This window comes from Robertmurraya beringensis (assembly GCF_042433785.1).
Lineage (GTDB): Bacteria > Bacillota > Bacilli > Bacillales > Cytobacillaceae > Robertmurraya_A > Robertmurraya_A beringensis.
The window spans coordinates 31,809-56,896 of sequence record NZ_JBHLUU010000016.1 but is presented as its reverse complement, the minus strand read 5'-3'; the positions used below and the strand labels follow the sequence as shown (position 1 = coordinate 56,896).

Annotated in this window: 27 protein-coding genes; 23 read left to right on the top strand and 4 right to left on the bottom strand. The window is 38.9% G+C overall.

What is annotated here, in order from left to right; all coding sequences use genetic code 11:
* Positions 1–1,338, bottom strand: coding sequence for a branched-chain amino acid transport system II carrier protein (gene brnQ / locus ACFFHF_RS04645; RefSeq protein ID WP_160545478.1), 1,338 nt, complete (start codon positions 1,336–1,338; stop codon positions 1–3).
* Positions 1,339–1,550: 212 nt separating this feature from the next.
* Here brnQ and ACFFHF_RS04640 point away from each other — a divergent pair, with 212 nt between their 5' ends.
* Positions 1,551–2,618, top strand: a complete 1,068-nt coding sequence (locus ACFFHF_RS04640; protein WP_160545711.1) for an NAD(P)H-dependent flavin oxidoreductase — start codon at positions 1,551–1,553, stop codon at positions 2,616–2,618.
* 55 nt (positions 2,619–2,673) lie between these two features.
* On the opposite strand, the gene hmpA is transcribed toward ACFFHF_RS04640, so the two are convergent.
* Positions 2,674–3,912: an NO-inducible flavohemoprotein gene (gene hmpA / locus ACFFHF_RS04635; RefSeq protein WP_160545477.1), complete on the bottom strand. Its 1,239-nt coding sequence runs from the start codon at positions 3,910–3,912 to the stop codon at positions 2,674–2,676.
* 194 nt (positions 3,913–4,106) lie between these two features.
* Between hmpA and ACFFHF_RS04630 the strand changes: the two genes are divergently transcribed.
* On the top strand, positions 4,107–4,535 hold the full coding sequence (locus tag ACFFHF_RS04630) for an RrF2 family transcriptional regulator (protein WP_160545476.1): 429 nt from the start codon (positions 4,107–4,109) through the stop codon (positions 4,533–4,535).
* Between the two features lie 58 nt (positions 4,536–4,593).
* Entirely contained in the window at positions 4,594–4,815 is a 222-nt protein-coding gene (locus ACFFHF_RS04625; RefSeq protein ID WP_377057701.1) for a VOC family protein, read from the top strand.
* Between the two features lie 442 nt (positions 4,816–5,257).
* On the opposite strand, the gene ACFFHF_RS04620 is transcribed toward ACFFHF_RS04625, so the two are convergent.
* Positions 5,258–6,193, bottom strand: coding sequence for an amidohydrolase family protein (locus ACFFHF_RS04620; protein ID WP_160545474.1), 936 nt, complete (start codon positions 6,191–6,193; stop codon positions 5,258–5,260).
* Between the two features lie 33 nt (positions 6,194–6,226).
* Complete coding sequence (locus ACFFHF_RS04615; RefSeq protein WP_160545473.1) at positions 6,227–7,000, bottom strand: IclR family transcriptional regulator; 774 nt, start codon at positions 6,998–7,000, stop codon at positions 6,227–6,229.
* Positions 7,001–7,301: 301 nt separating this feature from the next.
* Between ACFFHF_RS04615 and ACFFHF_RS04610 the strand changes: the two genes are divergently transcribed.
* The 20 genes from ACFFHF_RS04610 (at position 7,302) to ACFFHF_RS04520 (ending at position 24,924) form a co-directional block, all read left to right on the top strand.
* The gene (locus ACFFHF_RS04610; RefSeq protein WP_340903310.1) at positions 7,302–8,360 is read left to right on the top strand and encodes a TRAP transporter substrate-binding protein; all 1,059 of its coding nucleotides are present in this window, start codon (positions 7,302–7,304) and stop codon (positions 8,358–8,360) included.
* Between the two features lie 27 nt (positions 8,361–8,387).
* A complete protein-coding gene (locus ACFFHF_RS04605; protein WP_160545472.1) occupies positions 8,388–8,951 on the top strand; it encodes a TRAP transporter small permease in 564 nt (187 codons plus the stop codon).
* The gene (locus ACFFHF_RS04600; protein ID WP_160545471.1) at positions 8,948–10,252 is read left to right on the top strand and encodes a TRAP transporter large permease; all 1,305 of its coding nucleotides are present in this window, start codon (positions 8,948–8,950) and stop codon (positions 10,250–10,252) included. Before ACFFHF_RS04605 ends, ACFFHF_RS04600 begins: the two co-directional genes overlap by 4 nt.
* Before the next feature lie 24 nt (positions 10,253–10,276).
* Positions 10,277–11,626 (top strand): aromatic ring-hydroxylating oxygenase subunit alpha, encoded by a 1,350-nt coding sequence (locus ACFFHF_RS04595; RefSeq protein WP_160545470.1) that lies wholly within the window; start codon positions 10,277–10,279, stop codon positions 11,624–11,626.
* Positions 11,623–12,147: a 3-phenylpropionate/cinnamic acid dioxygenase subunit beta gene (locus ACFFHF_RS04590; RefSeq protein WP_160545469.1), complete on the top strand. Its 525-nt coding sequence runs from the start codon at positions 11,623–11,625 to the stop codon at positions 12,145–12,147. The genes ACFFHF_RS04595 and ACFFHF_RS04590 overlap by 4 nt, the downstream gene beginning before the upstream one ends.
* A gap of 170 nt (positions 12,148–12,317) precedes the next feature.
* The gene (locus tag ACFFHF_RS04585) at positions 12,318–13,781 is read left to right on the top strand and encodes an aldehyde dehydrogenase (protein ID WP_160545468.1); all 1,464 of its coding nucleotides are present in this window, start codon (positions 12,318–12,320) and stop codon (positions 13,779–13,781) included.
* Positions 13,782–13,799: 18 nt separating this feature from the next.
* Positions 13,800–14,585, top strand: a complete 786-nt coding sequence (locus ACFFHF_RS04580) for a 2-keto-4-pentenoate hydratase (protein WP_160545467.1) — start codon at positions 13,800–13,802, stop codon at positions 14,583–14,585.
* Between the two features lie 18 nt (positions 14,586–14,603).
* Positions 14,604–15,488 carry an acetaldehyde dehydrogenase (acetylating) gene (locus ACFFHF_RS04575; protein ID WP_160545466.1) on the top strand — a complete coding sequence of 295 codons (885 nt, stop codon included), beginning with the start codon at positions 14,604–14,606 and terminating at the stop codon, positions 15,486–15,488.
* A gap of 18 nt (positions 15,489–15,506) precedes the next feature.
* Entirely contained in the window at positions 15,507–16,532 is a 1,026-nt protein-coding gene (gene dmpG, locus ACFFHF_RS04570; protein WP_160545465.1) for a 4-hydroxy-2-oxovalerate aldolase, read from the top strand.
* 12 nt (positions 16,533–16,544) lie between these two features.
* Positions 16,545–17,333, top strand: a complete 789-nt coding sequence (locus ACFFHF_RS04565) for a 2-keto-4-pentenoate hydratase (RefSeq protein ID WP_160545464.1) — start codon at positions 16,545–16,547, stop codon at positions 17,331–17,333.
* A 28-nt stretch (positions 17,334–17,361) separates the two neighbouring features.
* Positions 17,362–17,547 carry a 4-oxalocrotonate tautomerase gene (locus ACFFHF_RS04560; protein ID WP_160545463.1) on the top strand — a complete coding sequence of 62 codons (186 nt, stop codon included), beginning with the start codon at positions 17,362–17,364 and terminating at the stop codon, positions 17,545–17,547.
* Between the two features lie 22 nt (positions 17,548–17,569).
* Positions 17,570–18,421 carry a DODA-type extradiol aromatic ring-opening family dioxygenase gene (locus ACFFHF_RS04555; RefSeq protein WP_160545462.1) on the top strand — a complete coding sequence of 284 codons (852 nt, stop codon included), beginning with the start codon at positions 17,570–17,572 and terminating at the stop codon, positions 18,419–18,421.
* Between the two features lie 54 nt (positions 18,422–18,475).
* Entirely contained in the window at positions 18,476–19,693 is a 1,218-nt protein-coding gene (pobA, locus tag ACFFHF_RS04550; RefSeq protein WP_160545461.1) for a 4-hydroxybenzoate 3-monooxygenase, read from the top strand.
* Positions 19,694–20,141: 448 nt separating this feature from the next.
* Complete coding sequence (locus tag ACFFHF_RS04545) at positions 20,142–20,870, top strand: GntR family transcriptional regulator (protein ID WP_160545460.1); 729 nt, start codon at positions 20,142–20,144, stop codon at positions 20,868–20,870.
* Between the two features lie 60 nt (positions 20,871–20,930).
* Positions 20,931–21,767: a PfkB family carbohydrate kinase gene (locus tag ACFFHF_RS04540; protein ID WP_160545459.1), complete on the top strand. Its 837-nt coding sequence runs from the start codon at positions 20,931–20,933 to the stop codon at positions 21,765–21,767.
* A 116-nt stretch (positions 21,768–21,883) separates the two neighbouring features.
* A complete protein-coding gene (locus tag ACFFHF_RS24775) occupies positions 21,884–22,102 on the top strand; it encodes a phosphoheptose isomerase family protein (RefSeq protein ID WP_446694996.1) in 219 nt (72 codons plus the stop codon).
* A 92-nt stretch (positions 22,103–22,194) separates the two neighbouring features.
* Positions 22,195–22,596, top strand: coding sequence for an SIS domain-containing protein (locus tag ACFFHF_RS24770; RefSeq protein WP_446694995.1), 402 nt, complete (start codon positions 22,195–22,197; stop codon positions 22,594–22,596).
* Positions 22,597–22,608: 12 nt separating this feature from the next.
* Entirely contained in the window at positions 22,609–23,622 is a 1,014-nt protein-coding gene (locus ACFFHF_RS04530; RefSeq protein WP_160545458.1) for an SIS domain-containing protein, read from the top strand.
* A gap of 129 nt (positions 23,623–23,751) precedes the next feature.
* A complete protein-coding gene (locus tag ACFFHF_RS04525) occupies positions 23,752–24,642 on the top strand; it encodes an acyl-ACP desaturase (RefSeq protein WP_160545457.1) in 891 nt (296 codons plus the stop codon).
* 27 nt (positions 24,643–24,669) lie between these two features.
* Positions 24,670–24,924 (top strand): hypothetical protein, encoded by a 255-nt coding sequence (locus tag ACFFHF_RS04520; protein ID WP_160545456.1) that lies wholly within the window; start codon positions 24,670–24,672, stop codon positions 24,922–24,924.
* Positions 24,925–25,088: the final 164 nt, after the last annotated feature.

Sequence of the window (25,088 nt, the reverse complement as noted above, 5' to 3'; positions counted from 1 at the left end):
CTATTTCGTTTTACTCGGCCAAATCAACCCAATGATCACGCCAATAAAAGCGGGCAGCATCCACCCAAGGCCAATTTGATATAGTGGTAAATAATTCACATAAAAAGTTTTAACACTCTCAAACAATCCTACAGTAGCTCCAGGTAAATAAGTTGCTAATGTGCTATACCCATCAATGATACTGACAAAGAATGTGAGTAGCATCGAAGCAGCGAAAACGCTTTGTTTGCCTTTAAATAGCGGTGAAAATAAAGCCAATAAAATTAGAACAATCGCTAACGGATATAGGAACATTAATACTGGGATAGCAAACAAAATGATATTGTTCAAACCGAAATTAGCAATGGCAAAAGAAACGATACATAGTATAAGCACAAACCAACGGTAACTTACTTTTGGAAATACATTATGGAAAAATTCACTACACGCCGTAATAAGTCCAATACTCGTTTTTAAACAAGCGAGAACAATAATAATCGCTAATAAAATATTACCGAATGATCCGAAGTAATGCTGAGAAACGGCAGCAAATATCTCCCCGCCATTCGTAAACGTTCCAACTGCGGTTATACTAGATGCACCCATATACGTAATAAGACCATAAATGAGCGTCATAAGTCCCATCGCAAATACACCTGACTGCCAAGTCGCTTTAGCAATGGCTTTCGTTTCGGTAATTCCCTGACTCTTAATCGCGTTGATAACAACAATTCCGAAGGCAAGGGAGGCAAGGGCATCCATCGTGTTATAGCCTTCTTTAAAGCCAGTCATAAAGGCTAAGTTTTTATACTCACCAGTTGGTTCACCAAAGTTACCCATCGGCTTCATAATCGCAGTCACAATTAAAATAAATAAAAATAGTAAAAAGGCCGGTGTTAAATACTTTCCAACGTAGTCCATAATCTTTGCTGGGTTTAAAGAGAAATAATAAACAATGGCAAAAAATACAAGGCTAAATAGTCCGAGCCATAAACTTGCTGAATCTGGATTGATATACGGTTCGAAGCCAACAACGAATGGTACTGTTGCCGTTCGTGGGATCGCGAAGAACGGTCCAATCGTTAAGTAAAGGGCCATCGCAAATACGACACCAAAAAGTGGATGCACCCGACTTGCTAAATCACGAAGGCCTGTACTTCCTGATAATCCAATTGCAAGAATACCTAAAAAGGGGAGGCCAATGGCTGTGACTAAAAATCCAATAAGTGCTGGCCAAAAGTTTGTACCTGCAAGTTGGCCTAATTGGATCGGAAAAATTAAATTTCCTGCACCAAAGTAAAGACCGAATAACATTGTACCGATCAATGCATAAGTGGAAAACGGTATTTTCTGTTGCATGTTGAAACTCCTTCTAGATGTTTTTTTGATTAAACTACTATATTACAAACATATTTTAGTAGTCACAATAAATTCGAATATATAGATTTATTGTTATATTGTCAATCTGGCTATTCAATTAACTATCCTTGCCTGAAGGAAAGTGAGATATTGTAAGCGAATTTAAAGAGGAAATAAAAGAAATTGTCAAAGTGGATGGAAGGGTGATATTGATGTGGTATCAAAATAAATTAACGGAACTACTAGGATTGGATTATCCGATCATTCAAGCACCTATGGCAGGTGGTGTTACGACTTCCAGGTTTGTCTCTACGGTGTCAAACGCAGGGGCCTTAGGGATGATTGGTGCTGGATATATGCAACCCGATGAATTACGGTTTCAGATAAGGGAAATAAAATCTTTAACTACCAGAACATTTGGGGTTAACTTATTTATACCAGAACAACCTGGGATATCAGAAGAAGGGATCAATGAAGCAAACGAACTCTTACAACCTCTTAGAAACACATTAGGGATAAAAGGTGAATTACCTACATACGAAAACGGCTCTACATTTGAAGAAAAAGTAAAAATGATCATTGAAGAAAAGGTGCCAGTGTGCTCTTTTACTTTTGGAATCCCATCAGAGGATATAATAAGAGAATTAAAGAAACATAAGATCATTGTCATTGGAACAGCTACAACTGTGAATGAAGCTGTAATCAATGAAAATATGGGGATGGATGCTGTTGTAGTTCAAGGAAGTGAAGCAGGTGGGCATCGGGGAACTTTCATAAAAGATGCGCAAGAAAGTCTAATAGGCTTAATGGCTTTAGTGCCTCAGGTTGTGGATCGTGTCAGTATTCCCGTCATTGCTTCCGGCGGAGTGATGGATGGTAGAGGTTTGATAGCTTCTATGTTTTTAGGCTCAAAAGCAGTTCAAATGGGGACAGCTTTCCTCACTACGATAGAGAGTGGAGCACATGAAGAGCACAAAAATGCTATTCTACAAGCAACCGAAGACGAGACGATGTTAACTACCGTATTTTCAGGAAAACCTGCTAGAGGAATTAATAACCAGTTTATGAAAGAGCTGAAGCACAGTGAACACTTAATAGCAGCTTATCCCATCCAACATTACTTAACTAGTCCTATTAGAAAAGAAGCTGCAAGACAAAATAATCCTGAGTTTATGTCTCTTTGGTCGGGTCAAGGGGTTAGGATGAGTCAACGGCAAACTGTTCATGAACTCATCAATGGTATTGTTTCTCAGGTCGATCAATTGTTGAAAGAATTTTGAGTGTGAAAAAGCCATTTAGCTATATATCAGCTAGAATGGCTTTTTCACTTAACACTTAATTTAACTGATCAGCAGGACCGAAGAATTCAAAATGAATCTTATCAGAAGAAATACCTAACTCTTTTAATGTGTTATTTACTGTTTTCATGAATGGAATCGGACCACAGAAGTAGAAAGAAGCGTTTTTATCTTTAACGATGGAATCAATCCATGGCAGATCCATATATCCTTCTTTAGTATACTCTTTATTTAATAAATCCTTTTCGGTTGGCTTTTCATAGCAAAGATAATACTCGATATTCTCCGATTGATTAGAAAGTTCTTTAACATGCTCATGCATAGCATGGGTCGTTCCGTTAATTGCGGCGTGAATAAATGCGACTTTTCGATTTGGCTGTTGAGTAGCAATCGTATTTAGCATACTGATCATCGGTGTTATACCAACACCACCGCTCAAGAATACAACAGGTCCGGTAGATTCTACATCTAGAACAAAGTCACCGGCAGGGGCTGTCACTTCTAGAGTATCTCCTTCTTGGATGGTATCGTGTAAGTAAGTAGATACTTTCCCGTTTGGGATATGTTCAGAAGAAGAGGTTTCTTTTTTTACACTAATACGGTAGTACTCTTTTTCAGGGCTATCAGATAAGCTATACTGACGAATATGAGTGTACTCTTCTCCGGCAATTTTTACACGAATGCTAATATACTGGCCAGGAGTAAAAGTAGGAATTTCCTTACCATCTTTCGGCTGTAAGTAGAAAGAGGTGATTACTTCACTTTCTTTTACTTTTTTAGCAACAGTGAAGTCTCTGAAATCATTCCAGCCACCAGATTGAGATACTGTTTCCTCATACATTTCTTTCTCTACTTGAATAAATACATCAGCAATGACTCCATACGCTTTCCCCCAAGCATCAATAATGTCATCGGTCGCAGCATCGCCAAGTACATCTTTTATTGCCAATAATAAATGTTTACCGACGATTGGATAATGCTCAGCTTTGACTTGTAAACTTCTATGTTTATGGGCAATTTGTCTAACAACTGGTAGAATGGCTTCTAAATTATCAATATATGCTGCTGCAGCATAGACCGTATTCGCGAGTGCTTTAGGCTGTCTTCCTTGTTTTTGATTGGCATGGTTGAAGATATTTAACAACTCGGGATGGTTTGTAAACATCATTTCGTAGAATCTCTTGGTAATGCCTTCTCCATGTTGTGCTAGGACAGGAACAGTAGATTTAATAATTTCAATCGTTTTCGTATCTAATGGACTTGTGGCTGTTGTCATGCTAATCTCCCCTTAATAATATTCTCACGGTGTTAAAGATATATTTTAAATACATGTTTATTTTAGACGTTAGTGATTAATTAAAGCAATATTTTAAATACATGTTTAACAGAATGTTCACATTTATGATGTGAAAAGATGCTTTATGTTATATTTAAATTACTGAAATGTAATTGAGAACAAGGGTGATTACCATGCAATTAACCACATATACAGACTATACATTACGTGTGCTGATCTATCTGGGAATGCAGACGAACGGTGAAAAATCAAATATTAAAGAAATTTCAAGTTTTTATAACATCTCTAATAACCATTTAAGTAAAGTGGTGTATGAATTAGGAAAGCTCGGGATGATTGAAACAGTTAGGGGAAGAAATGGAGGTATCAAGCTAGCAAAAGAGCCAACTCAAATCAATATTGGTGCGATTGTTCGTCATACAGAGAGCCCTATTAATTTGGTTGAATGCTTTGACGAGACAAGAAACACTTGCAAATTAAGTCCGGCTTGTAAATTGAAATTTGTATTGAATGAGGCACTAAACTCCTATATGAAAGTTTTAGACGGATATACATTAGAAGATTTGCTGCAAAATAGGGAAGAATTAAAGACGCTATTTTAATGAAAGTAAAAAAGGTTGCTTTGGCAACCTTTTTTTATTTTCATTATATTAAAAAACGATCTTAGAACCTTCAAAAACAGCAATAAGGAGGGTATGCCGCAAAAATACTCTGCAAGGGGAGGGAGCTGCGGTTACTCAGCTTGATCATATTAATATATTTAGTCCTGATGTGGATGCAGATAGTTTGTTTTATCGAAAGTACCTCGGTTTCAAATTAAGTGAACAAGCGGTAACAGAAACAAGGAAACAAGGAAACAAGCAACGGATTGGCTATATGTGACCAAATAAGATGTATGTTCTTAATTCAGTAACGAGAAAAAGATAATAAGCGGAGATTTTTCGGATAAATGCAGAATGGAGCTCGTTTCGGGGAAAATAGGGGAAGGTTTTCCGCTTATGCAAAGAAATCTCTCCTATTTTCGAAGTTTTTGAGCCTATAGGCGGAATGTCTCCGTTTATTTTAGCTTGTTTTAATATCAAATGACTAATTAAACGGAAATTCTCCGTCTATTTATCAGTTCGGGTGCTTATCCTGATCCCCAACCGATAAGTGCGGACCCTCTTGACCTATATTTGGTAATCAGCAGGTTTTTATTGACCAGCCTATTTAGTCAAGTAAATTGGTACTAAATAAAGAAAAGACGTATTCATACGTCTTTTCTTGTGTCTTTTAATAGGAAAGCACCAGAAAACGGACCCCTTACTTTCTGTGTGGCGTGTTTTTAATCTAGTAAAGATTGTATTCCTTTTGTAAAAGATGTCTGTGGGGGCCACACACAAAGATCGAAAGGAAAATCAGAACCTGGGACGACTCGATCTTCACCAACTGTTTCCACTAGAAAATCAATACTTGCTGGATTCCATAAGACGGTATCATACCAGAAGCGTTTTAAGTACTCTGATGGCTTTCCTTGAAGGTTGGAGGACACTGCTCCCCATTGTTCATATCCTTTATCAAGTCTGCCGATTTGATAAGGAAGGAACCCTCCGCCATGAGCAAATAACATTTTTATGTTAGGATATTTGTCGATCATACCGCTTAATAGAATGTCTGTTGCACACACGGTTGTTTCCCATGGGACGCCAATTAGATTCGGCATCATCCATTTTTTTAATCGTGGATCTTCACTTAGCAATGGATGGATGAAGAGAATCGCTTTCAACCGGTTTGCTTCTTCAAAAAATGGAATGAAAAAGTCGTCTGAAAGCATATTTCCAGCTGCTGAGGGTCCAATGATTGCCCCTTTAAGTCCTAGATTCATTGCATCATGTAAAATTTGTGCAGCTCGCTCAGGATGGCTAAGAGGAACGGTGCCAAGAGCGGATAAGTGTCCTTTCGATTGTGTAACGAATCGTGACAAAGATTGATTGTAAACTTGGGAAATGTCTGTGGTGATGTCATGTGGGAAGTCATACATAAAAAGCTGTGGTATAGGTGAAATCAAGGAGTGAGAAACACCAGCTTCTTTTTGGTTTTGAAGATATAAGTCTGCGTCAATAAACGATGGTTTTAATTCAAAGCCCCATTTTTCATTAACAACTAAAAAATCATCTTTATTTTCTTCCTTCTTAATCCATTTTGCATTGACAATATCTTTATTGTCTTTTAACCATGCGAGAACATCATGTGGGATAAAATGAGTGTGAAAATCATGCATATTGAGATTCTCCTTTATTATTTTAATAGAATTTTACCAATAACCCATACGGTTTGATATTTCCGTGGCGGCTTGAATCACTTTCTTTGTGTAGCCTGGAACTCTATTTGCTTGAATCCTTTGTTTTGGTCCTACAACTGCTAGTGCTGCGATGACCTTTCCACGATAATCATAGACAGGTGCAGCGATCGAGTTTACCCCTTCGAGAATTTCTTCACTGCTAAATGTGTAACCGTTTTCTTTTATTTGTTTTAAATGGGCTCGAAGTTTACTAGGATCGGTAATGGTGTTTTTCGTATATCTTGTTAAGCCTTTTTCAATGACTCTATCGACTAGTTGATCATCCGCGTAGGCTAATAACACCTTGCCTGAGCTCGTGCAATAAGGAGGATTTCTTTTTCCAACATTCGTTAATACACGAACAGGGTGGTGGCAATCGACCTTTTGAAGATAGATGACTTCATCATTATCGAGTACAGAAATATGGGCGGTTTCACCTATACTTTCTACCAGACGGTTTAGTACGGACTGTGATTCTTTATAAATGTCCATATGACTATTAACGATTCCACTTAAGGAAAGGATGGATAGGCCGAGTCGATACTTTCTTGACTCTGGATCTTTATAGACAAATCCCTCAGAAGCTAACGTGGCCATGGTCCTGCTCACCGTGCTTTTATTAATACCAAGAGTAGTAGATAAATCGCTAATCTTCTTTTCAGGCTCTTCCATCGTAAAGCTTCGTAATATTCGCAAAGCATTTTTTACAGATGATAAATGCTGGTCTTCCTGTTTTTCCGTAACCATCTAGTATCCTCCTTTTTTTTCATCATTTGAAACAGAACGCAGTTTGTTTCTCTATAGTGGAGAATATAGCAAATAAATTCAAATAAATAAAGTGAATATTTATAAAGTTTAAAATAAAATAAATTTTTTGAGTTTTGTTGCGCATAGAGCAACTTTAATGTTGATAGCGTAAAAAGTAGTGAGTAAGATAAAAAATGTGAAGATTGATAAATTTTAGGAGAATCCTTTCCAACTTAAGAGAAAAGATTTTTCTAAACAACAAAATGTAAGCGTTTTAACCAAGCGAAGAGGGGGATGTAAGATGTTGAAAAGAGGGATGAAGCTTAGTTTTACTATGTTAACTTTGATTTTACTAGTATTTGTGTCAGCTTGTTCGAAAAGCTCTGGGGGAGACGAAGCTGCATCGGATACAAAATCAATTACCTTTAAGATGGGGCACATGAACTCTCCTGACCATGTACAAGATTCGAAGGCAATGAAACCGTTCAGTGAAGAAGTAGAAAAGCTTACCGATGGTCGAGTGAAATTTCAAATCTATCCGGGTGGAGCTCTTGGTGGTCCTAAGGATACGTTAGACAATATTACAACTGGAATCATGGATGCGGGTTGGGGGTTACATGGGTATAATGCTGGAAAGTTTCCAACCCACTCAGTTCTTCAGCTTCCATTCCTTGCAAACGGAACGGGAGAAGAGTTGAGTGCTGTTGCTCAAAAGCTTTATGATACGTTCCCTGAAATCCAAAAGGAATATGACGATTTAAAGTTGTTATGGGTTCACGCAGCTGATCCGTACGCGATTATCACAAAAGGAAAAGCAGTCAGAAGCTTTGAGGACGTGAAAGGTTTAAAGCTTCGAACTCCGTCTGTTGAAGCAGGTGAAATGATTAAGTCATGGGGAGCAACTCCCGTTTCCTTACCAGCACCAGAAATTTATGATGCCCTTCAAAAGGGTGTGATTGATGGGGGAGTCTTACCTGTTGCAGCTATTAAAGATTTTAACCTAACCGATTTGGTTGATTACGTTACATTAGGAAACTTCAACACTAGTATTTTCTACGTTGCTATGAACAAAGATAGCTGGAATAAGATTTCTCCAGAAGATCAAAAGCTCATTGAAGAAGAACTGCTTGGTGAGCCAATGGCGAAAATGGCAGGGGCAGCGTTTGATTATCAAAAGGGCTTAGCGGAAACAGAAGCGAAAGATGCAGGTGTAGAATTTATTAGTCTGGAAGAGAGTGAACTTCAAAAATTTAAGGATAACTCTGAGGATGTAAAGGAAAAATGGTTATCTGATATGAAATCAAAAGGGGTAGATGGTCAGAAGATTTACGATGAAACAGTAAAGCTTATTGAAGAATAATAGTCTTCCAATTTGGAGGTGTAGGTAATGGAACAAGAAGTAAGAAAGGATGTTTCGTTGAGAGCTTCGGCTCTTGACGAAGTTTCCTTTTTAGAAAAAGTTATTCATCCATTCGAGAAAGTCGTTTCTACTTTAAATAATGTTCTTCATAAAGTTTCAAGTATCATTTTGTTTCTATTAATGTTTCTTACGACGGCAGATGTGTTCGGTCGATATTTTTTTAATAAGCCAATTACAGGAACGTACGAACTAACTGGATTGGCGCTAGCCATAATCATTTTCTTTAGCCTTGGTTCGGCACAACTGAAAAAAGATCATATTGAAATTGACTTTTTAACAAATATGATGCCAGCAAAGGTTCAGCACGCACTTTATGCTCTAACTTCCCTCATCTTATTTATCCTTATGTCCCTAACCTCTTGGCAATTATTCGAATATACGAAGAGGATCTATTTCGGAAATGAATTAAGTGGAGATCTTGGACTACCTCTTTATTTGTTCGTTACACTTGCGATAGTCGGTGCGGTTTGTTTTACATTAACGTATCTAGTCGATTCGTTAAAATCTTTCCTAAAGGTGGTGAAAAAATGAGTCCAGAAATGATAGGGGTACTAGGAATTGTGTTACTCTTGGTTCTCATCTTATTAAGGGTTTCTGTAGGTCTTTCTTTATTTTTAGTAGGATTTTTAGGTGTATCTTGGCTATCTGACTGGCAGGTCGGATTGTCACAGCTTGGATCCTCTGCTTTTGGTACTTCTAATAACTATGGGTTAAGTGTTATTCCGCTGTTTATATTAATGGGAATGTTTATGTCTAACACAGGTCTAGGGAAGGATCTGTTTAATGCGGTTGATAAGTGGATTGGCCATTTTCGTGGTGGTCTTGCGATTGCTACAGTCGGTGCAGCCTCCATTTTTGCAGCCATATCTGGCTCTTCCAATGCAACGACAGCTACTTTGGCAAAGATCACGATTCCTGAAATGAAAGAATACAATTACCGGACGACCTTTTCTACGGCAGCAGTTGCAGCAGGTGGCACTCTGGGGATATTAATTCCTCCCAGTGTTATCTTGATTTTATATGGAGCATTAACGTCAGAGCCAATCGGTCCTCTATTAATTGGGGGTTTGGTACCGGGAATCATCATGACTCTTCTCTTTATGCTGATGATCAACATCCAAGTTCGCTTAGACCCTTCCATTGCCCCTACGAAAGTGGAGAAGGCGACTATCGAGGAAAAATTCTCCTCTTTAAAAAGTGTTTGGCCTTTCCTATTGATATTTGCGATTAGTATTGGGGGAATTTACTTTGGTGTATTCACTCCAAGTGAGGCTGGTGGAATTGGAGCCATTGGTGCCTTTTTCCTCACACTATTAACAAAGCGATTGAGTTTTAAAGGGCTCATTTCATCCTTAGATGAATCGATCCGATTGACGGTTATGCTGTTTTTAATTCTGATCGGAGCATCGTTATTCGGAAAGTTCTTAGCGTTAAGCCAAATACCGATGTATTTAACAACAACTGTCGGATCACTAGACGTTTCTCCGTATCTCATCATGGCTATGATTCTTGTAGTCTACTTTATTTTAGGAATGTTTTTAGAGGGAATTGCCATAATGGTACTCACTCTGCCCATTGTTTATCCTTTGATTACTCAATTAGGATTTGATGGATTATGGTTCGGGATTATCATAGTGATGGTGCTTAATATTGGAGTTCTTACACCGCCTCTTGGATTAAGCGTTTACATTATTAGCGGTGTGGTAAAAGATGTCCCCATTCAACAAATTTTCAAAGGAGTTATCCCAGCTATTGTTACCATGGTTGCATTTACCATTGTTCTAATTATTTTCCCAGAAATCGTCACTTATTTACCAGGTTTGATTGAATAGGGAACTAAGGAGGGGTTGATCCAGATGATCAAGAAAACATTGGATGAAAGAGCATTTCACTTATTAAAAGAAAAAATGGATGAAGGCCTGCTTCCACAATGGGTGTTAACGGATCCAGATATTTATGATCTAGAAATCGAAAAGATTTATGGACATTCCTGGCAGTTTCTTGGCCACGAAACCGAAATCAAAGATCCTGGAAGTTATGTGACACGCTGGATGGTTAATGATCCGGTTCTATTAGTTAGAACTCGTGAAGGTGAAATTAAAGCTTTTTTAAATTCATGTACCCATCGTGGAACACAGTTATGTACAGCCGATCGAGGGAATAAAAAAACCTTTACTTGTCCTTATCATGGATGGAGCTATAATTTGAACGGCGAATTAGTGGGGATTGTGGCCGGAAACAAAGTGTATGGGGAAGAAATGGATAAATCAGAGTGGGGGTTAAGGCCGATCCCTCAAGTTGAAATGTATCAAGGAATGATCTTTGGAAATCTTGATAAAAATGCGGAACCACTAGAGGATTATCTAGGGGAGATGAAATGGTACTTAGATATTCTTCTTGGAAGAAGTGGCGGGATGGAAGTGCGAGGTCTCCCACAGCGCTGGGTAGCGAAAGCGAATTGGAAGGCGACTGCAGAAAACTTTGCTGCTGATCCGTATCATGTGCAAACGACTCACCGCTCCACGGTTGAAATGGGAATTAGTCCGGAAGACCCTCTATATGCTGGCTATGGACATCAAGTGGTGATGAAAAATGCTCATGGTATTAATGTGATCACCTCGAAGACAGGAAAAGCAAGAGTACCGTTCCAAGGAATGCCCGAATCTATGTGGCCATTGTTTGAAAAGCATTTAACTCCTGAACAGCTAGAGGTTCAATCAAAAGTCACTGTTTTCGTAGGGGGAGTTTATCCAAATCTATCATTTGTAAGTCCCATTCACGGAACGGAAGGGCACTTACATAATTACTTGAACTTTCGAATGTGGAGACCGCTTGGGCCAGATAAGGTTGAGGTTTGGTGTTGGTTTTTAATTGATAAGGCAGCACCGGAGGAATATAAAGAGGCTACCTATAGAGGGTATCTAGGTTCTTTTGGACCTAGTGGAACACTAGAACAAGATGATACCGAAACATGGGCCCGAATTGTTGAAGTCAGTAAAGGCTTAATGATGAGAGACAAAGAACTGAACTACAATAGTGTGAGCAATTATTTAATGGGGTACTCGCACGTGGAACCGGACGAGAATTTCCCTGGACCGGGGACTGCTTATCCAACGACTTATATAGATGCTTTATCAAGACGGATGCACGAACAATGGCTCGAACTGATCTCCAAGGGGCTCTTTAAGGAGGAGGTTAAGCAATGAATCTAGATATTCAGAGAAAGGTGACACCCGAGCTCCATCTTGAGATCACAACATTACTAAATAGAGAAGCGTATTTCCTCGACAATCGTAAGTACAAGGAATGGTTGGAATTACTCACGGATGACCTCGTATACAGAATGCCATTGAGAGAAACGGTAGAAGGTGTAGGGGTGGATGATATTTCTAAAGATATGGCTTTCTTTGAAGAAACGAAGGTCTCTCTAACTACTAGAGTAAACCGCTTGTATACAAAATCTGCTTGGGTAGAAAACCCGGCAACTAGGCAGCGGCATTTTATTACTAATGTAACTGTAGAGGGAACGGAAAAGGAAGATGAGTTCAAGGTAAGAAGCTATTTCTTATTTATGAGAAGCAGAGCCTCTACGACCGATATTGAACAAATGTTTGGGGAGCGAAATGATATCATTCGAAAAGTAAATGGTGTGTGGAAAATCTCCTCACGTACGATTTTCCCAGATCAATCGGTAATCACGACGATGAATATGAGTATGTTTCTATAAAAATAGTAGTAACTAATACACTGCCTCCTGATAAAAAGGAGGTATTTTAATTAAATTTTCAAAAAAATAAAGATTGTTGCGTATAGAGCAACAAGGGCGTTGTTGGTGCTGATAGTAAGCGTTACCATGTAGTTAATAAAAAATAATTTATTATTAGGAGGACACACAGCATGCAGGTAGAAACGAAAGTGAAAGCGATCAATTGCTTACATTTTATTAATGGTCAATTTGTTGAATCACAAAATCATAAAACCTTTGAAAATATCAATCCAGCAACAGAAGAAGTATTAGGCACAGTGGCAGAAGGAGGAAAAGAGGAGGTAGACTTTGCCGTTCGTGCAGCAAGAAGAGCATTGAATGGACCGTGGAAAAAGATGACCCTGGTTGAACGCTCCAAAATCCTTCGCCGCATTGGTGATTTGATTCTTGAAAGGCAAGAAGAATTGGCAATGCTAGAATCATTGGACACGGGCAAGCCATTTTCCTTAGCTAATAAAATTGATGTTCCGCGTGCAGCGTATAATTTTCACTTTTTCGCTGATTATATTACGTCTGTTGGAACAGATGCATACCAACAGGATGATCAAGCGATTCATTATGCCTACCGTCGACCAGTAGGGGTTGTTGGAATTATTAAGCCATGGAATCTACCATTATTACTTCTCACCTGGAAACTGGCTCCTTGCCTTGGTATGGGGAACACGGCGGTTATTAAACCAGCAGAATGGACTCCGATGACAGCAACGGTACTTATGGAGATTTGTAAAGAGGCAGGCGTTCCAGATGGAGTCGTAAATCTAGTACACGGGTTTGGTCCAAATTCTGCAGGTGGAGCAATCTCTGAACATCCAGATATTGATGCCATTTCCTTCATAGGAGAACCAAGTACTGGGGCTAGTATTATGAAAGCTGCAGCTGACTCGTTGAAAAAGCTGTCTTATGAGTTAGGCGGTAAAAATCCAAATATCATTTTTGCTGATTCTGATCTCGATGAAGTGATTGAAACAACGATTAAATCTAGCTTCATCAATCAAGGGGAAGTGTGCCTTTGCGGATCTCGCATTTATGTTGAAAGACCAATTTACAATGAATTTATCAATAAATTCGCTGAAAAAGTAAGAGAATTAAGAGTGGGTGATCCTCTTGCCGAAGCGACCAATGTAGGTGCGTTAGTTAGCAAGGAGCACTACGAGAGAGTAAATAGCTATATAGAGATTGCTCGTAATGATGGCGCGAATATTCTCACCGGTGGAAAGCGACCAGAAGGAATAGAAAAAGGTTATTTCCTTGAACCAACAATTATCACAGGTCTTGATCGCACTTCTCGTTGTGTTCGTGAAGAAATATTTGGACCTGTTGTAACGGTTATGCCATTTGATATGGAAGAAGAAGTGATCATGCAGGCAAATGATACACATTACGGGTTAAGTGCAACGATCTGGACAAATGATCTGCGACGTGCACACCGAGTGGCACACGAAATTGAAGCGGGTATTATTTGGGTAAACACATGGTTCCTGAGAGATCTAAGAACCCCATTTGGTGGAATGAAAAATAGTGGAATTGGTAGAACCGGAGGAATGCATAGCCTTGATTTCTACTCTGAATTGTCTAATATTACGATCAAACTATAGGAAAGGTGGGGGAAGGAAATGTCTATTGTAACCAATAAAATCAAAGAATATGCTGCCCTTTTATCTGATGCGGAAAAAACGGGAGTTGGAACCAAGCCGCTTACGATTTTAGATCCAAATCTATCAGTAACGGAAGCTTATCATATTCAACTAGAAAACATTCAAATGAAAGTGGAACAAGGACAGAAAATTATTGGGAAGAAAATCGGACTTACCTCACTTGCTATGCAAAAGCTTCTCGGGGTGGATGAACCAGACTATGGTCATTTGCTAGACAGTATGGAAGTAACAAATGGGGGTACGATTTCGATCGAGAAAGTCTTGCAACCAAAGGTCGAAGCTGAACTCGCCTTTGTTCTAAAAAAGGACTTAATAGGGCCAAATATTACGACGCTCGATGTCCTACAAGCAACAGATTATATTGTCCCCGCACTTGAAATTGTAGATAGTAGAGTGAAGGATTGGAAGATTAAGCTTCCTGATACGATTGCAGATAATGCCTCTTCCGGTTTTTACGTACTTGGAGACAGAAAAGCCAAGGTGGACGAAATCAATCTAGAATTGCTTGGCATGGTGCTTTCAAGAAACAATGAAATCGTCAATACCGGAGTGGGAGCTGCTGCTCTTGGAAACCCAGCTACATGTGTTGCTTGGCTAGCAAATAAATTATCTGAATTTGGAATTCCTCTTAAAGCAGGAGAAATCATTTTATCTGGCGCACTATCGGCAGCTGCAGATGCGAAAGCTGGAGATTCATTCTCTGCTAGATTTGCACATCTTGGGGAAGTAAAAGTTCATTTTTAATAGGAAAGGATGGGTGTTATGGGCAAAGTGAAGGTGGCCATTCTTGGATCAGGGAATATTGGTACAGATCTCATGGTGAAGCTTGGGCGGTCAGAGGTTCTAGAGTTAACGACGGTAATTGGAATTGATCCTAATTCTGACGGGTTAAAAAAAGCGAGAGAGCTTGGATATGAAACGATTGATAGTGGATTAAAAGGATTCTTAGAACGTCCGGAACTCGCAGATATTGTGTTTGATGCAACGTCAGCGAAAGCACATATAAGGCATGCAAAGCTTTTGCGAGAGGCAGGAAAACAGGTTCTTGATTTAACACCAGCAGCGGTTGGGCCACTTGTTGTCCCGCCTGTAAATATAAAAGAGCATGTAGACGCAGATAATATTAATCTGATTACGTGTGGGGGCCAGGCGACGATTCCAATGGTTCATGCGATACACGCTGTCCAACCAGTGGAATATGCGGAAATTGTTGCAACCATTTCTAGTAAAAGTGCGGGTCCGGGAACAAGGGCAAATATTGATGAGTTCACAGAAACGACCGCTCGTGGAATTGAAAAAATTGGTGGTGCCAGAGTAGGAAAAGCAATCATTATCCTGAATCCAGCCGAGCCTCCGATCATGATGAGAGACACTATCCATGTTTTAGTAAAAGGGGATCACGTGGATGAAGTTGGGATTACTCATTCCATTAAAGAAATGGAAAAACAAGTGCAAGAATATGTACCTGGGTATAAGTTAAGACAAGAACCCATCTTCAACGGAAACCATGTGACTGTATTTATTGAGGTAGAAGGCGCAGGAGATTATTTGCCGAAGTATTCTGGAAATCTTGATATTATGACGGCAGCTGCTGTGAAAGTTGCGGAAGAATGGGCAAAACGTAAAATTTCACAAGCCATTGTATAAGAGAAAGGAGGAGCTAAAATGGAAGAAAAACGTGATGTAATACTGACAGAGGTTGCATTAAGGGATGGTAGTCATGCCATTAGGCATCAATTCACAGTGGAACAGGTCACTCAAGTGGCAAAGGGGTTAGACGAAGCAAATGTTCCTTATATTGAAGTTTCACACGGAGATGGTTTAGGTGGATCCTCATTGCAATATGGATTTTCTCGAACAAATGAAATGGAATTAATTGAAGCAGCTGCTGCAACAGTAAAGCAGGCTAAAATCTCTGTTCTTCTTATTCCCGGAATTGGAACGAAGCAAGAATTAAAGCATGCGGCACAGCTTGGTGCCAAGATGGTGAGGGTGGCGACTCATGTAACAGAGGCCGACGTGGCCCCACAGCATATTGCTCTTGCAAAAGACTTAGGTCTTGAAACGGTAGGCTTCTTAATGATGTCTCATATGGCTCCAACGGAAAAGTTAGTAGAGCAAGCGAAGCTTATGGAAAGTTACGGTGCGGATAGTGTGTATGTGGTTGATTCTGCGGGAACTCTTTTGCCACATGAAGTGAAGGAGCGAATCCGTGCGCTTAGACAAAGTCTTTCGATTGATATTGGGTTTCATGCCCATAACAACTTATCATTAGCAGTGGCAAACAGTATTACCGCGATTGAAGAAGGTGCCAGACGGATTGATGGAAGTATTCGCTGTCTTGGTGCTGGTGCAGGAAATACTCAGACTGAAGTACTCGTAGCAGTGCTTGACCGCTTAGGAATTCAAACAGGAGTAGATCTTTACAAAATGATGGATGTAGCGGAGGAAATCGTTGCTCCTATCTTAGAAAAACCACAAGAAATCACAAAAGACGGTTTGGTGCTGGGGTATGCGGGCGTCTACTCTAGCTTTCTATTACACGCACAGGCAGCAGCCAGAAAATTTGGAATTGATTCCCGTGATATTCTCGTTGAGCTTGGAAAAATGAAAGTGGTTGGCGGTCAGGAGGATATGATTCTTGATGTAGCGGCAGAACTTGCCAAAAAACTACAAACGGCGGGATTATAAGGAGGAAATGTGATGGCGACAGTGGAATATAAAGAGATTGCTAAATATTTGATTGCTGGTGAAGAAGAGAAACGCGAGGTCGTAAAAGTAACAGAGAATATCAAACCGGATCTTTCCGTGGAAGAAGGATATCTCGTCCAACAGGAGCTCGTCAATATTAAGCTAGAAGAAGGGAGAAGAATTGTCGGACCTAAAATGGGTTTAACTAGCAAAGCAAAAATGCAGCAAATGAATGTAAATGAGCCCATCTATGGATATGTGTTTGATTATATGTTGATTGAAAATGGTGGAAAGGTTCATCTACAGGACATGATTCACCCAAAAGTAGAAGCAGAGATTGCTTTTGTAATTGGAGAAGACATTGAAGGACCAAACGTGACAGCAGCAGATGTGTTGTCAAAAACAGAATATGTTATTCCAGCTCTTGAACTGATTGACAGTCGGTATGTTAATTTTCAATTTACTTTACCAGATGTCATTGCTGATAATGCTTCCACATCTAGAGTCGTTTTCGGAACATCTTTTCATAAGCCGGACAAATTTGATCTTGATTTAGTAGGAGTGACACTTTCTATTAATGGTGAAATAATGGAACTAGGTGCAGGAGCGGCTGTACTTGGACACCCAGCGGAAGCGATTGCGATGCTAGCTAATATGCTTTCACGTAAAGGCGAAAAGGTTCGTAAGGGCGATGTGATTTTATCTGGAGCGATAACCAGTGCTATTTTGCTAGAAAAAGGAGATGTTGTCACTGGTCGGTTCGATGGATTAGGTGAAGTATCTTTCGTGGTGACAGATTAGTTATAACATATGAGAAAGGAGGCATCTTATGCCAATCATTCAAGTTCAAATGATGGAAGGCAGACCAGAGGAGAAAATTGCGGAAGTGATTCAGAATATTACAAATGCGGTTGCTGAAACATTGGACGCTCCAAAAGAGAGTATTCGAGTAATAGTCACAGAGATTCCGAAAACTCATTGGGGAGTAGCAGGAGTTCCAAAGTCAAAATCGTAAAGACTATAAGAGGAGGTTCACTATGACTATTGAGTTATGTACATTAGTTCCACATGTTCCAAGTATCTGCCATGAAGATGCAGTACCGGATTTTCAAAGAAATATGGTAGAAGGATTAAAAGAGGTGGCAAAAGATATTGAAAGAATTGCTCCCGATGTCATTGTGTTAGTATCCTGCCATTGGCCATCTACTTTCTTCCATTATGTAGATTGCACACCTGAGCATAAAGGGATTTTAACAGCCTATGAAGCTCCCGATCTAATTAAGGATATTCCATATTATTATCCAGGAGATGCTGATTTGGCAAACCAGCTTGTGCAAGCTGGAGTGAATGCTGGTTTACAAGTACAAGGAGTAAATGATCCCTATTATATTTGGGATTACGGAACAGTTGTCCCACTAAGGTATCTTGTACCGAAAGAAGATATTCCTATCATTAATCTATCAGTTACTCTTGCTGCTAGTATCGAAGAAACATATAAATGGGGTCAAGAGATTGCTAAAGTCTTGCATGCAACCGAAAAAAAGGTCGTTTTTGTATCGAGTGGCGCTTTATCTCATAATTTAGTGCGTGGCCGACATAATAAGCCAACCGTTGCAGAGCACTCTCTAGATAAGCAATTCATCGAGTTCGTAATGAGCAAAGACTATCAATCTGCTTACGAAATGTTACCTGAATATGCAAGGATGGCTAGGGTTGAGTCTGGCGGACGCCATCTAGCTATGTTGTTTAGCATGCTTCAAAAGGATGATGAGGTTGCATACTTAGCAGATGGGCAATCGTCTGGAAGTTGGAACGTATTACTAACCTTTGATTCCAAAAAGGTCGTAGGCTTGGAAGCAATGGAAGATAGTAAAGCGGTAAAGAAATAAATGTCTATTAATTAGTAGTTGTGTAAGCGTTAACAACAAAAGGAAGGTGATTTTATGCGAACGAAAGTAGGTATCATTGGAGCGGGGCCAGCTGGATTAATGCTGTCCCATCTCCTGCATCTTCAAGGAATTGACTCGATTATTCTTGAAAATCGATCGAAGGAAGAAATTGAGGGGACGATTCGTGCAGGAGTGCTCGAGCAAGGTACAGTTGATTTGCTTAATAGTACAGGAATTGGAAGTAGAATGATGAGAGAAGGACATATTCACCATGGAATTGAACTTCAGTTTAATGGCCGCAGACATAGAATTGATATGAATGAATTGACCGATGGAAAGACAATTATGCTTTATCCTCAACATGAGGTGATTAAGGACTTGCTTGAAGCTCGCCTAATGGCTGGTGGAAAGATCTACTTTAACGTAAAAGATGTTCAACTCCACAATGTTGAGACGAACTCTCCAACTATTAGCTTCATACAGGAAAATGGGACTGAGGTAGAACAAATTGAATGCGATTTCATTTCAGGCTGTGATGGGTTTCATGGACCAAGCCGCCAATCGATACCAAAAGTAGAAAGAGTGGAAAAACAAAAAATCTATCCCTTTGGTTGGCTAGGAATTCTTACCGAAACTCCACCAGTACATCCAGAACTTATCTACGTTCACCACGACCGAGGCTTTGCGCTATTAAGTACTCGTACCCCTAAGATTCAACGCCACTACCTTCAAGTTGATCCAAAAGACGATATTGCGAATTGGTCAGATGACAGAATTTGGTCCGAGCTACATGCAAGGGTGGATACTTCAGATGGATGGAAAATGATTGATGGACCGATTATTCAGAAAAATATTGTGGCAATGAGAAGCTTTGTTTGTGAAACGATGCAGTATGGAAGATTATTTCTAGCTGGTGATTCCGCACATATCGTACCGCCAACTGGTGCGAAGGGGCTGAATCTAGCCGTGGCTGATATTCAAGTATTAGCAAAAGGAATCAGTGAGTTTTATCATGCAGGAAACGAAGAAACTTTGGAACGTTACTCTTCTATTTGTTTGCAAAGAGTATGGAAAGCCCAGCGATTCTCCTGGTGGATGACAACGATGCTTCATAGAAATGTTGAACAGACACCGTACGAATATGGAATTCAAATCGCTGAGCTTGACTATGTTACATCTTCTAAGGCTGCTGCAAGAAGTTTGGCCGAAAATTATGTTGGTTTGCCAATGGAGTTTAAAGGATTGGAATTCAACCAGCAAATTTTAAACTAATCTAATAAAATTAATGGGATGAAGAGGAAATTAAATTAGGAGATGGAAAATAATAATGTGGTTGTTAGGCAATCATTTTTTAGGTCGTGATTCTATTGATCACGCCTTTTCTGTTATGCAAAAAAAAAAGAGTTTTGAGTTCGTTTTAAAAATAATGTTGGAAATTGTTGATGGAAAAATCAAAAAAGATTCTATGGTTTTGTTGACAACACTGAATATTTGAACTATTCTAAATTTAATAAAAGTGTAATCGCTTTCAAATAAATCCTACAATCAAATCCTACCAATTAATATGCATTACTTCTTCAACAGAGCTTGTATTTCCTACTTACTTTAAATGGTATATACCAAATTGACTTTTGAAAAGCTAAGGACAGAGCATTGAATTTTCCTATATAATGTAAATATATTTTTCAAAGTATTTTAACCATTTGAAGCAGGTGAGGGAATGTATAAAGGGGAAGAAGAAACACCTTTTTATCAACAATTAAAAGATAAAATTATTGATGATATTGAAAGCGGGAAACTAAAGCATGGAGATAAGCTCCCATCCGAGAGGGAGTTGGCTGAACAATATGGGATCAGTCGGATGACAGCTAGACATACGCTTTCCATTTTAGAAAGAGAAGGAGTAGTGGAACGGAGAGTTGGTGCAGGAACCTTTATTTCTAATTATAAAATTGAAATGGATTTTATTACTTTTAATAGCTTTACAAGGACGATGTTAGGCAGGGGGCTAACACCAAGTACCCAAGTACTTTCTATTAAAAGAAGTCCTGTAAAACCAGGTATAGCTAATAAGCTACATATCTCAGTAGGTGAAGAAATTGTGATCATTAAGCGTTTGCGGAATGTGAATGGAATCCCCATTTCTATTGAAGAATCCTTTATTCCCTATAAATTCTGTCCAGGCATTGATCTCCGAATTACAAACAATCATTCGCTTTATCAAATGTTAGAAAGTGAATATGGTATTACGCTAGTAAAGGCCAAAGAATATATGAAGGTGAAACTAGCAGAAGAAAGTGATAGTAAATTACTTAGAATTCGGTCCGAGAGTCCATGTGTGTTACGTGAAGCTGTTGCCTACGATGACAAAGGCCAATCAATTGAATTTTCAACATCACTAACTAGAAGTGACATTGTTAGATTTTATTCCGAGTTACATCTGAAATGAGATTCATTTCAGGTTAATAAAAATGGTATATACCATTAAAAGACAAGGGGAGGGAAAGTAATGAGAGTCATTGGGGTTGGAGATAATGTAGTGGATAAGTATATGTATAAGAGAATCATGTATCCAGGAGGAAATGCACTTAACTTTAGCGTTTATGCTAAGCAACTTGGAGTAGAGGCAGCTTATCTAGGTGTTTTTGGAGATGACAAAGCTGCAAACCATATTATTCACACGCTTAATGATTTGGAAATCGATATTTCTCATTGCCGACAGCATTCTGGGGAAAATGGCTTTGCTGCGGTCGATCTTGTCGACGGGGACAGAGTATTTATCGGAGGGAATGATGGAGGTGTGCAAAATTCTCATCCTATCATTCTCACACAAGAAGATTTGAATTATATCCAAACATTTGAATTGGCTCATAGCAGCATTTATAGCGGAATGGAGGGAGAACTACACAAGTTAAAGGAAACTGGTATTCGAGTATCTTTCGATTTTTCGACTGATTATAATGAAAGCGTTTTAAATGAGGTTTGCCCTCATGTAGATATTAGCCTTCTCTCGTGTGGTCAATTACAAACAAATGAAATAAAAGACTTGTTAACACTCGTATGTTCTTTAGGAAGTTCGATGGCTATTGGGACGATGGGTTCTAGAGGAGCCATGGTGTTTAACGGGACAAACTTTTTTGAACAGAAGCCCCATTATGTCAAACCAGTGGATACTCTTGGCGCAGGAGATTCTTTTTTCACGGCTTTTATCCTTGAGTACTTAAAAGGGAAAAAGATAAAGGTGAATGAGGATCAGTTAATCAAACAAAGCCTTGAAGCAGGAGCAAAATTTGCCGCTCAAACATGCTTAGTAGACGGGGCATTTGGGTTTGGTATTGAATTCTAAATTCTTATTAAAAGAATTTAAGAATCATAGATAAGTAAGAATACGGAGGTGGTAGATTTTTAAACACCTTAAAGAATTTATGCTTAAAACAATAAGGAGGGTCAACGAAAGAAACCATAGCGGCAGCAGAATTTTGTAAAGAAAAAGGTGCGACCACCATTGGTTTAGTTGCTATCCCGGACACCCCCCTAGCAAATGCTGTGGATTATTGCATATCGACAGGGAGGGAAAAGCATTCTTTTGATACGTTCTTTGTTCACCTCCAGCTACTTACTGCTCGTTTTATTCATAATTATGGAGAGTTTCCTGATTATGAACATTTACAAAAGAATTAGCACTTCTTCCACAAGGAATCGTTCAAGCTGTTGAAGCATTTGATCCTCGTGCAGAGCAATTTGCCATTAAGCACAAAGAAACCGGATACCATATGTTAGTCGGAGCAGGGAATCTTTGGGGCAATACTTACTCCTATGCTATGTGTATTTTGGAAGAAATGCAGTGGATTAAATCAAAATCGATTCATGCTGCAGAGTTTTTCCACGGTACATTGGAGCTCGTGGAGGAAGATACAAGTGTCATTTTGTTTAAGGGGGAAGATGAAACAAGGCCGTTGGTAGATCGAGTAGAAAGATTTGCTGAAAAAATAACAAAAGAGTTATTTATCATTGATACAAAGGATTATCCGTTAGAAGGAATTAGTGAAAAGTTTCGAAAGTTTTTTGCTGTCAATGTAAACTGGGCATTAACTGGTCAGATTAGTGTGTATTTGGAAAGAGAAAGAAACCATCCTCTAGAGTTAAGAAGATATTACCGCAAAATGGAGTACTAAGGGGTGGAAAACATGTTTAACTTTGACAGAGACAGGTTTCTACGTATTCAAAATGGGGCGATCGGTTTAAAAGATGAATTAGACGTAGTGATAGATGAGGTAGTCACAAAAGGAATAAAAAATGTATTTTTTGTTGGTACAGGTGGAGCTGCTATCTTAATGTATGCGGCAGAACACATCTTAAAGAATCGCTCAACCTTACCGGCTTTTACAGAAATATCCTCTGAATTAATGGTTACGGATCATCAGCATTTAGGTGAGCAATCTCTAGTTATTCTGCCATCCTTGTCAGGAACGACAAAAGAAACGGTAGAAGCTGCGAAGTTTTGTAAAGAGAAGGGTGCCACGACTATTGGATTAGTAGGTCATGCGAATACAGCACTTACTGAAGTGACAGATTATTCGTTTGTTAACTTTGCAGAGGATGACACATCTTGTGAATCATTCTATCTTCAATCTTTCCTCATTGCCTTTAGGTTAATGTATAAAAGACAGGAGTTCCCTGAATATCATCAATGGATGGAAGAACTGAAAATGTTACCAGCAGCTCTGTTGAAGGTGAAGGAAGCAACAGAAAATCGGGCAAAAGATTTTGCAAAAAAGCACAGAGATACTCCTTATCATATCCTTTCCGGAGCAGGGATTGATTGGGGTCAAACCTATTATTATGCCATGTGTATTTTAGAAGAAATGCAGTGGATTAAGACTCGGCCCGTTCACGCTTCTGATTTCTTCCATGGAACACTTGAGTTGGTGGAGAAAGATACAAGTATCCTATTGTTAAAAGGAGAAGGAAGAGTGCGTTCTCTGACGGAAAGAGTGGAACGCTTTGCGAACCACTTTTCAAAGGAATTAACCGTGTTTGATACAAAAGAATTTCCACTCGAAGGAATATCAGAGCCATTTAGACCGTTTTTATCGCCAATCGTGTTGGCAACTTTACTAGAAAGAATAAGCTGTCATTTGGAAGAAGCCAGAAACCATCCTCTCACGACAAGAAGATACTATAAAAAGGTTCCTTTCTAATTTTCCAAAAACTGTAGACATCCCTTTGTGTCTACAGTTTTTTATTTTTCATATCTCTTTATCTTATCGAAAAATTCTGTTAAAATCACTTATTAAAGCTACAAAGTAAATAATGTAAGGGGTTAATCGATGTTAAATTCAGATTTGGATACACGCTTAGAACCAAAAATTAAAGAATTATATCAGTTACATAAGGAACGGTCGGCTAATATTGACTGGAGTTACCATGAGTTTATTCCGTGGGACAAGGCAATGTCCTTTAAGAGAGTGCCTTGGGATAAAAGCCAAGTGACTCTACCGGAAGCAGTTATTGTGGCGATTGAGACAGCGTTGCTTACTGAAGTGAATTTGCCTTGGTATACATCTCATTTGGATTATACATTTAAAAACTCTATGGAAGTAATTAATGATTTCGTTCGCACATGGACGGCAGAAGAAGATCAACACTCTAGTTTACTTGAAACCTATTTATTGGTGACTCGTAACGTGGATCCGAAACGATTACATGAACTAAGAAAACGAATGGTTGAAAGTGGTTGGTTCCCTGACTTCACTAACCCATTAGCAACGATGGCTTATACTTCTCTGCAAGAGTTAGCTACTCTAGTGTTTTATAATAATGTCGCAAAAATTGCTAGTCCTCACGATAAAGATTTGGCCACCTTGCTAAGAAGATTAGCGAAAGACGAAGCTCTTCATTATGCGTTCTATCGTGATACGGTGAAAGCACATCTGGAACTAGATCCTAATTTCCTTGTATTTTTCGAAGATGTGATTATCAATTTCTCTATGCCAGGTGCCGTTATGCCAGATTTTAATGAGAGAATGAAAACAATCGCGCTAGAAGCGAATTATGGTCCATTACAATATTTTGATCAAGTCTTAGATGTGGTTGTAACTTATTGGGATATTGAAAACCTTCAGCCTACTACGGAAGAAGCGAAACAATCCCAAGCAAATATTATGAAATATCATGGGCGATTAAAGCGAATTAAAGAACGTCATTTAGCGAAAAAATAATAGCAAGAGGTAAGGAAGGATAAAATAATGACAACACAATGCGAGATATGTAAAAAAGAAACAAATAACAGAGTTAGTTATTTAGAGTTAGAAACTTGGGAGTTTGAGTTTCTAAAGAAGGAGAAAAAAACCTTCTATTCAATCTGCTTCCCTTGCTTTGACCAACATACCAATCAATTTATTGATAAAGAAACGGATCTAGAATTAAGAAAAAAACGTTTGTTATCCGTAAGTAAAGAAATTCAAGAAGAAATAGAAGAAATTCTTACGGTAGAAGTGTAATAAACCTAACCAGTTTCCATGACGAAACTGGTTTTTTTGTGTTGTTTTTCCTCGTGAACAAAATGAACAAAATGATTAATAAGTTTTTAATGTTGTTTAAATGTATAATTCAAAAAATGTTCAAAAGTTTTGTAAAATTAAGAAAACGCTTACAAAGGGGGATT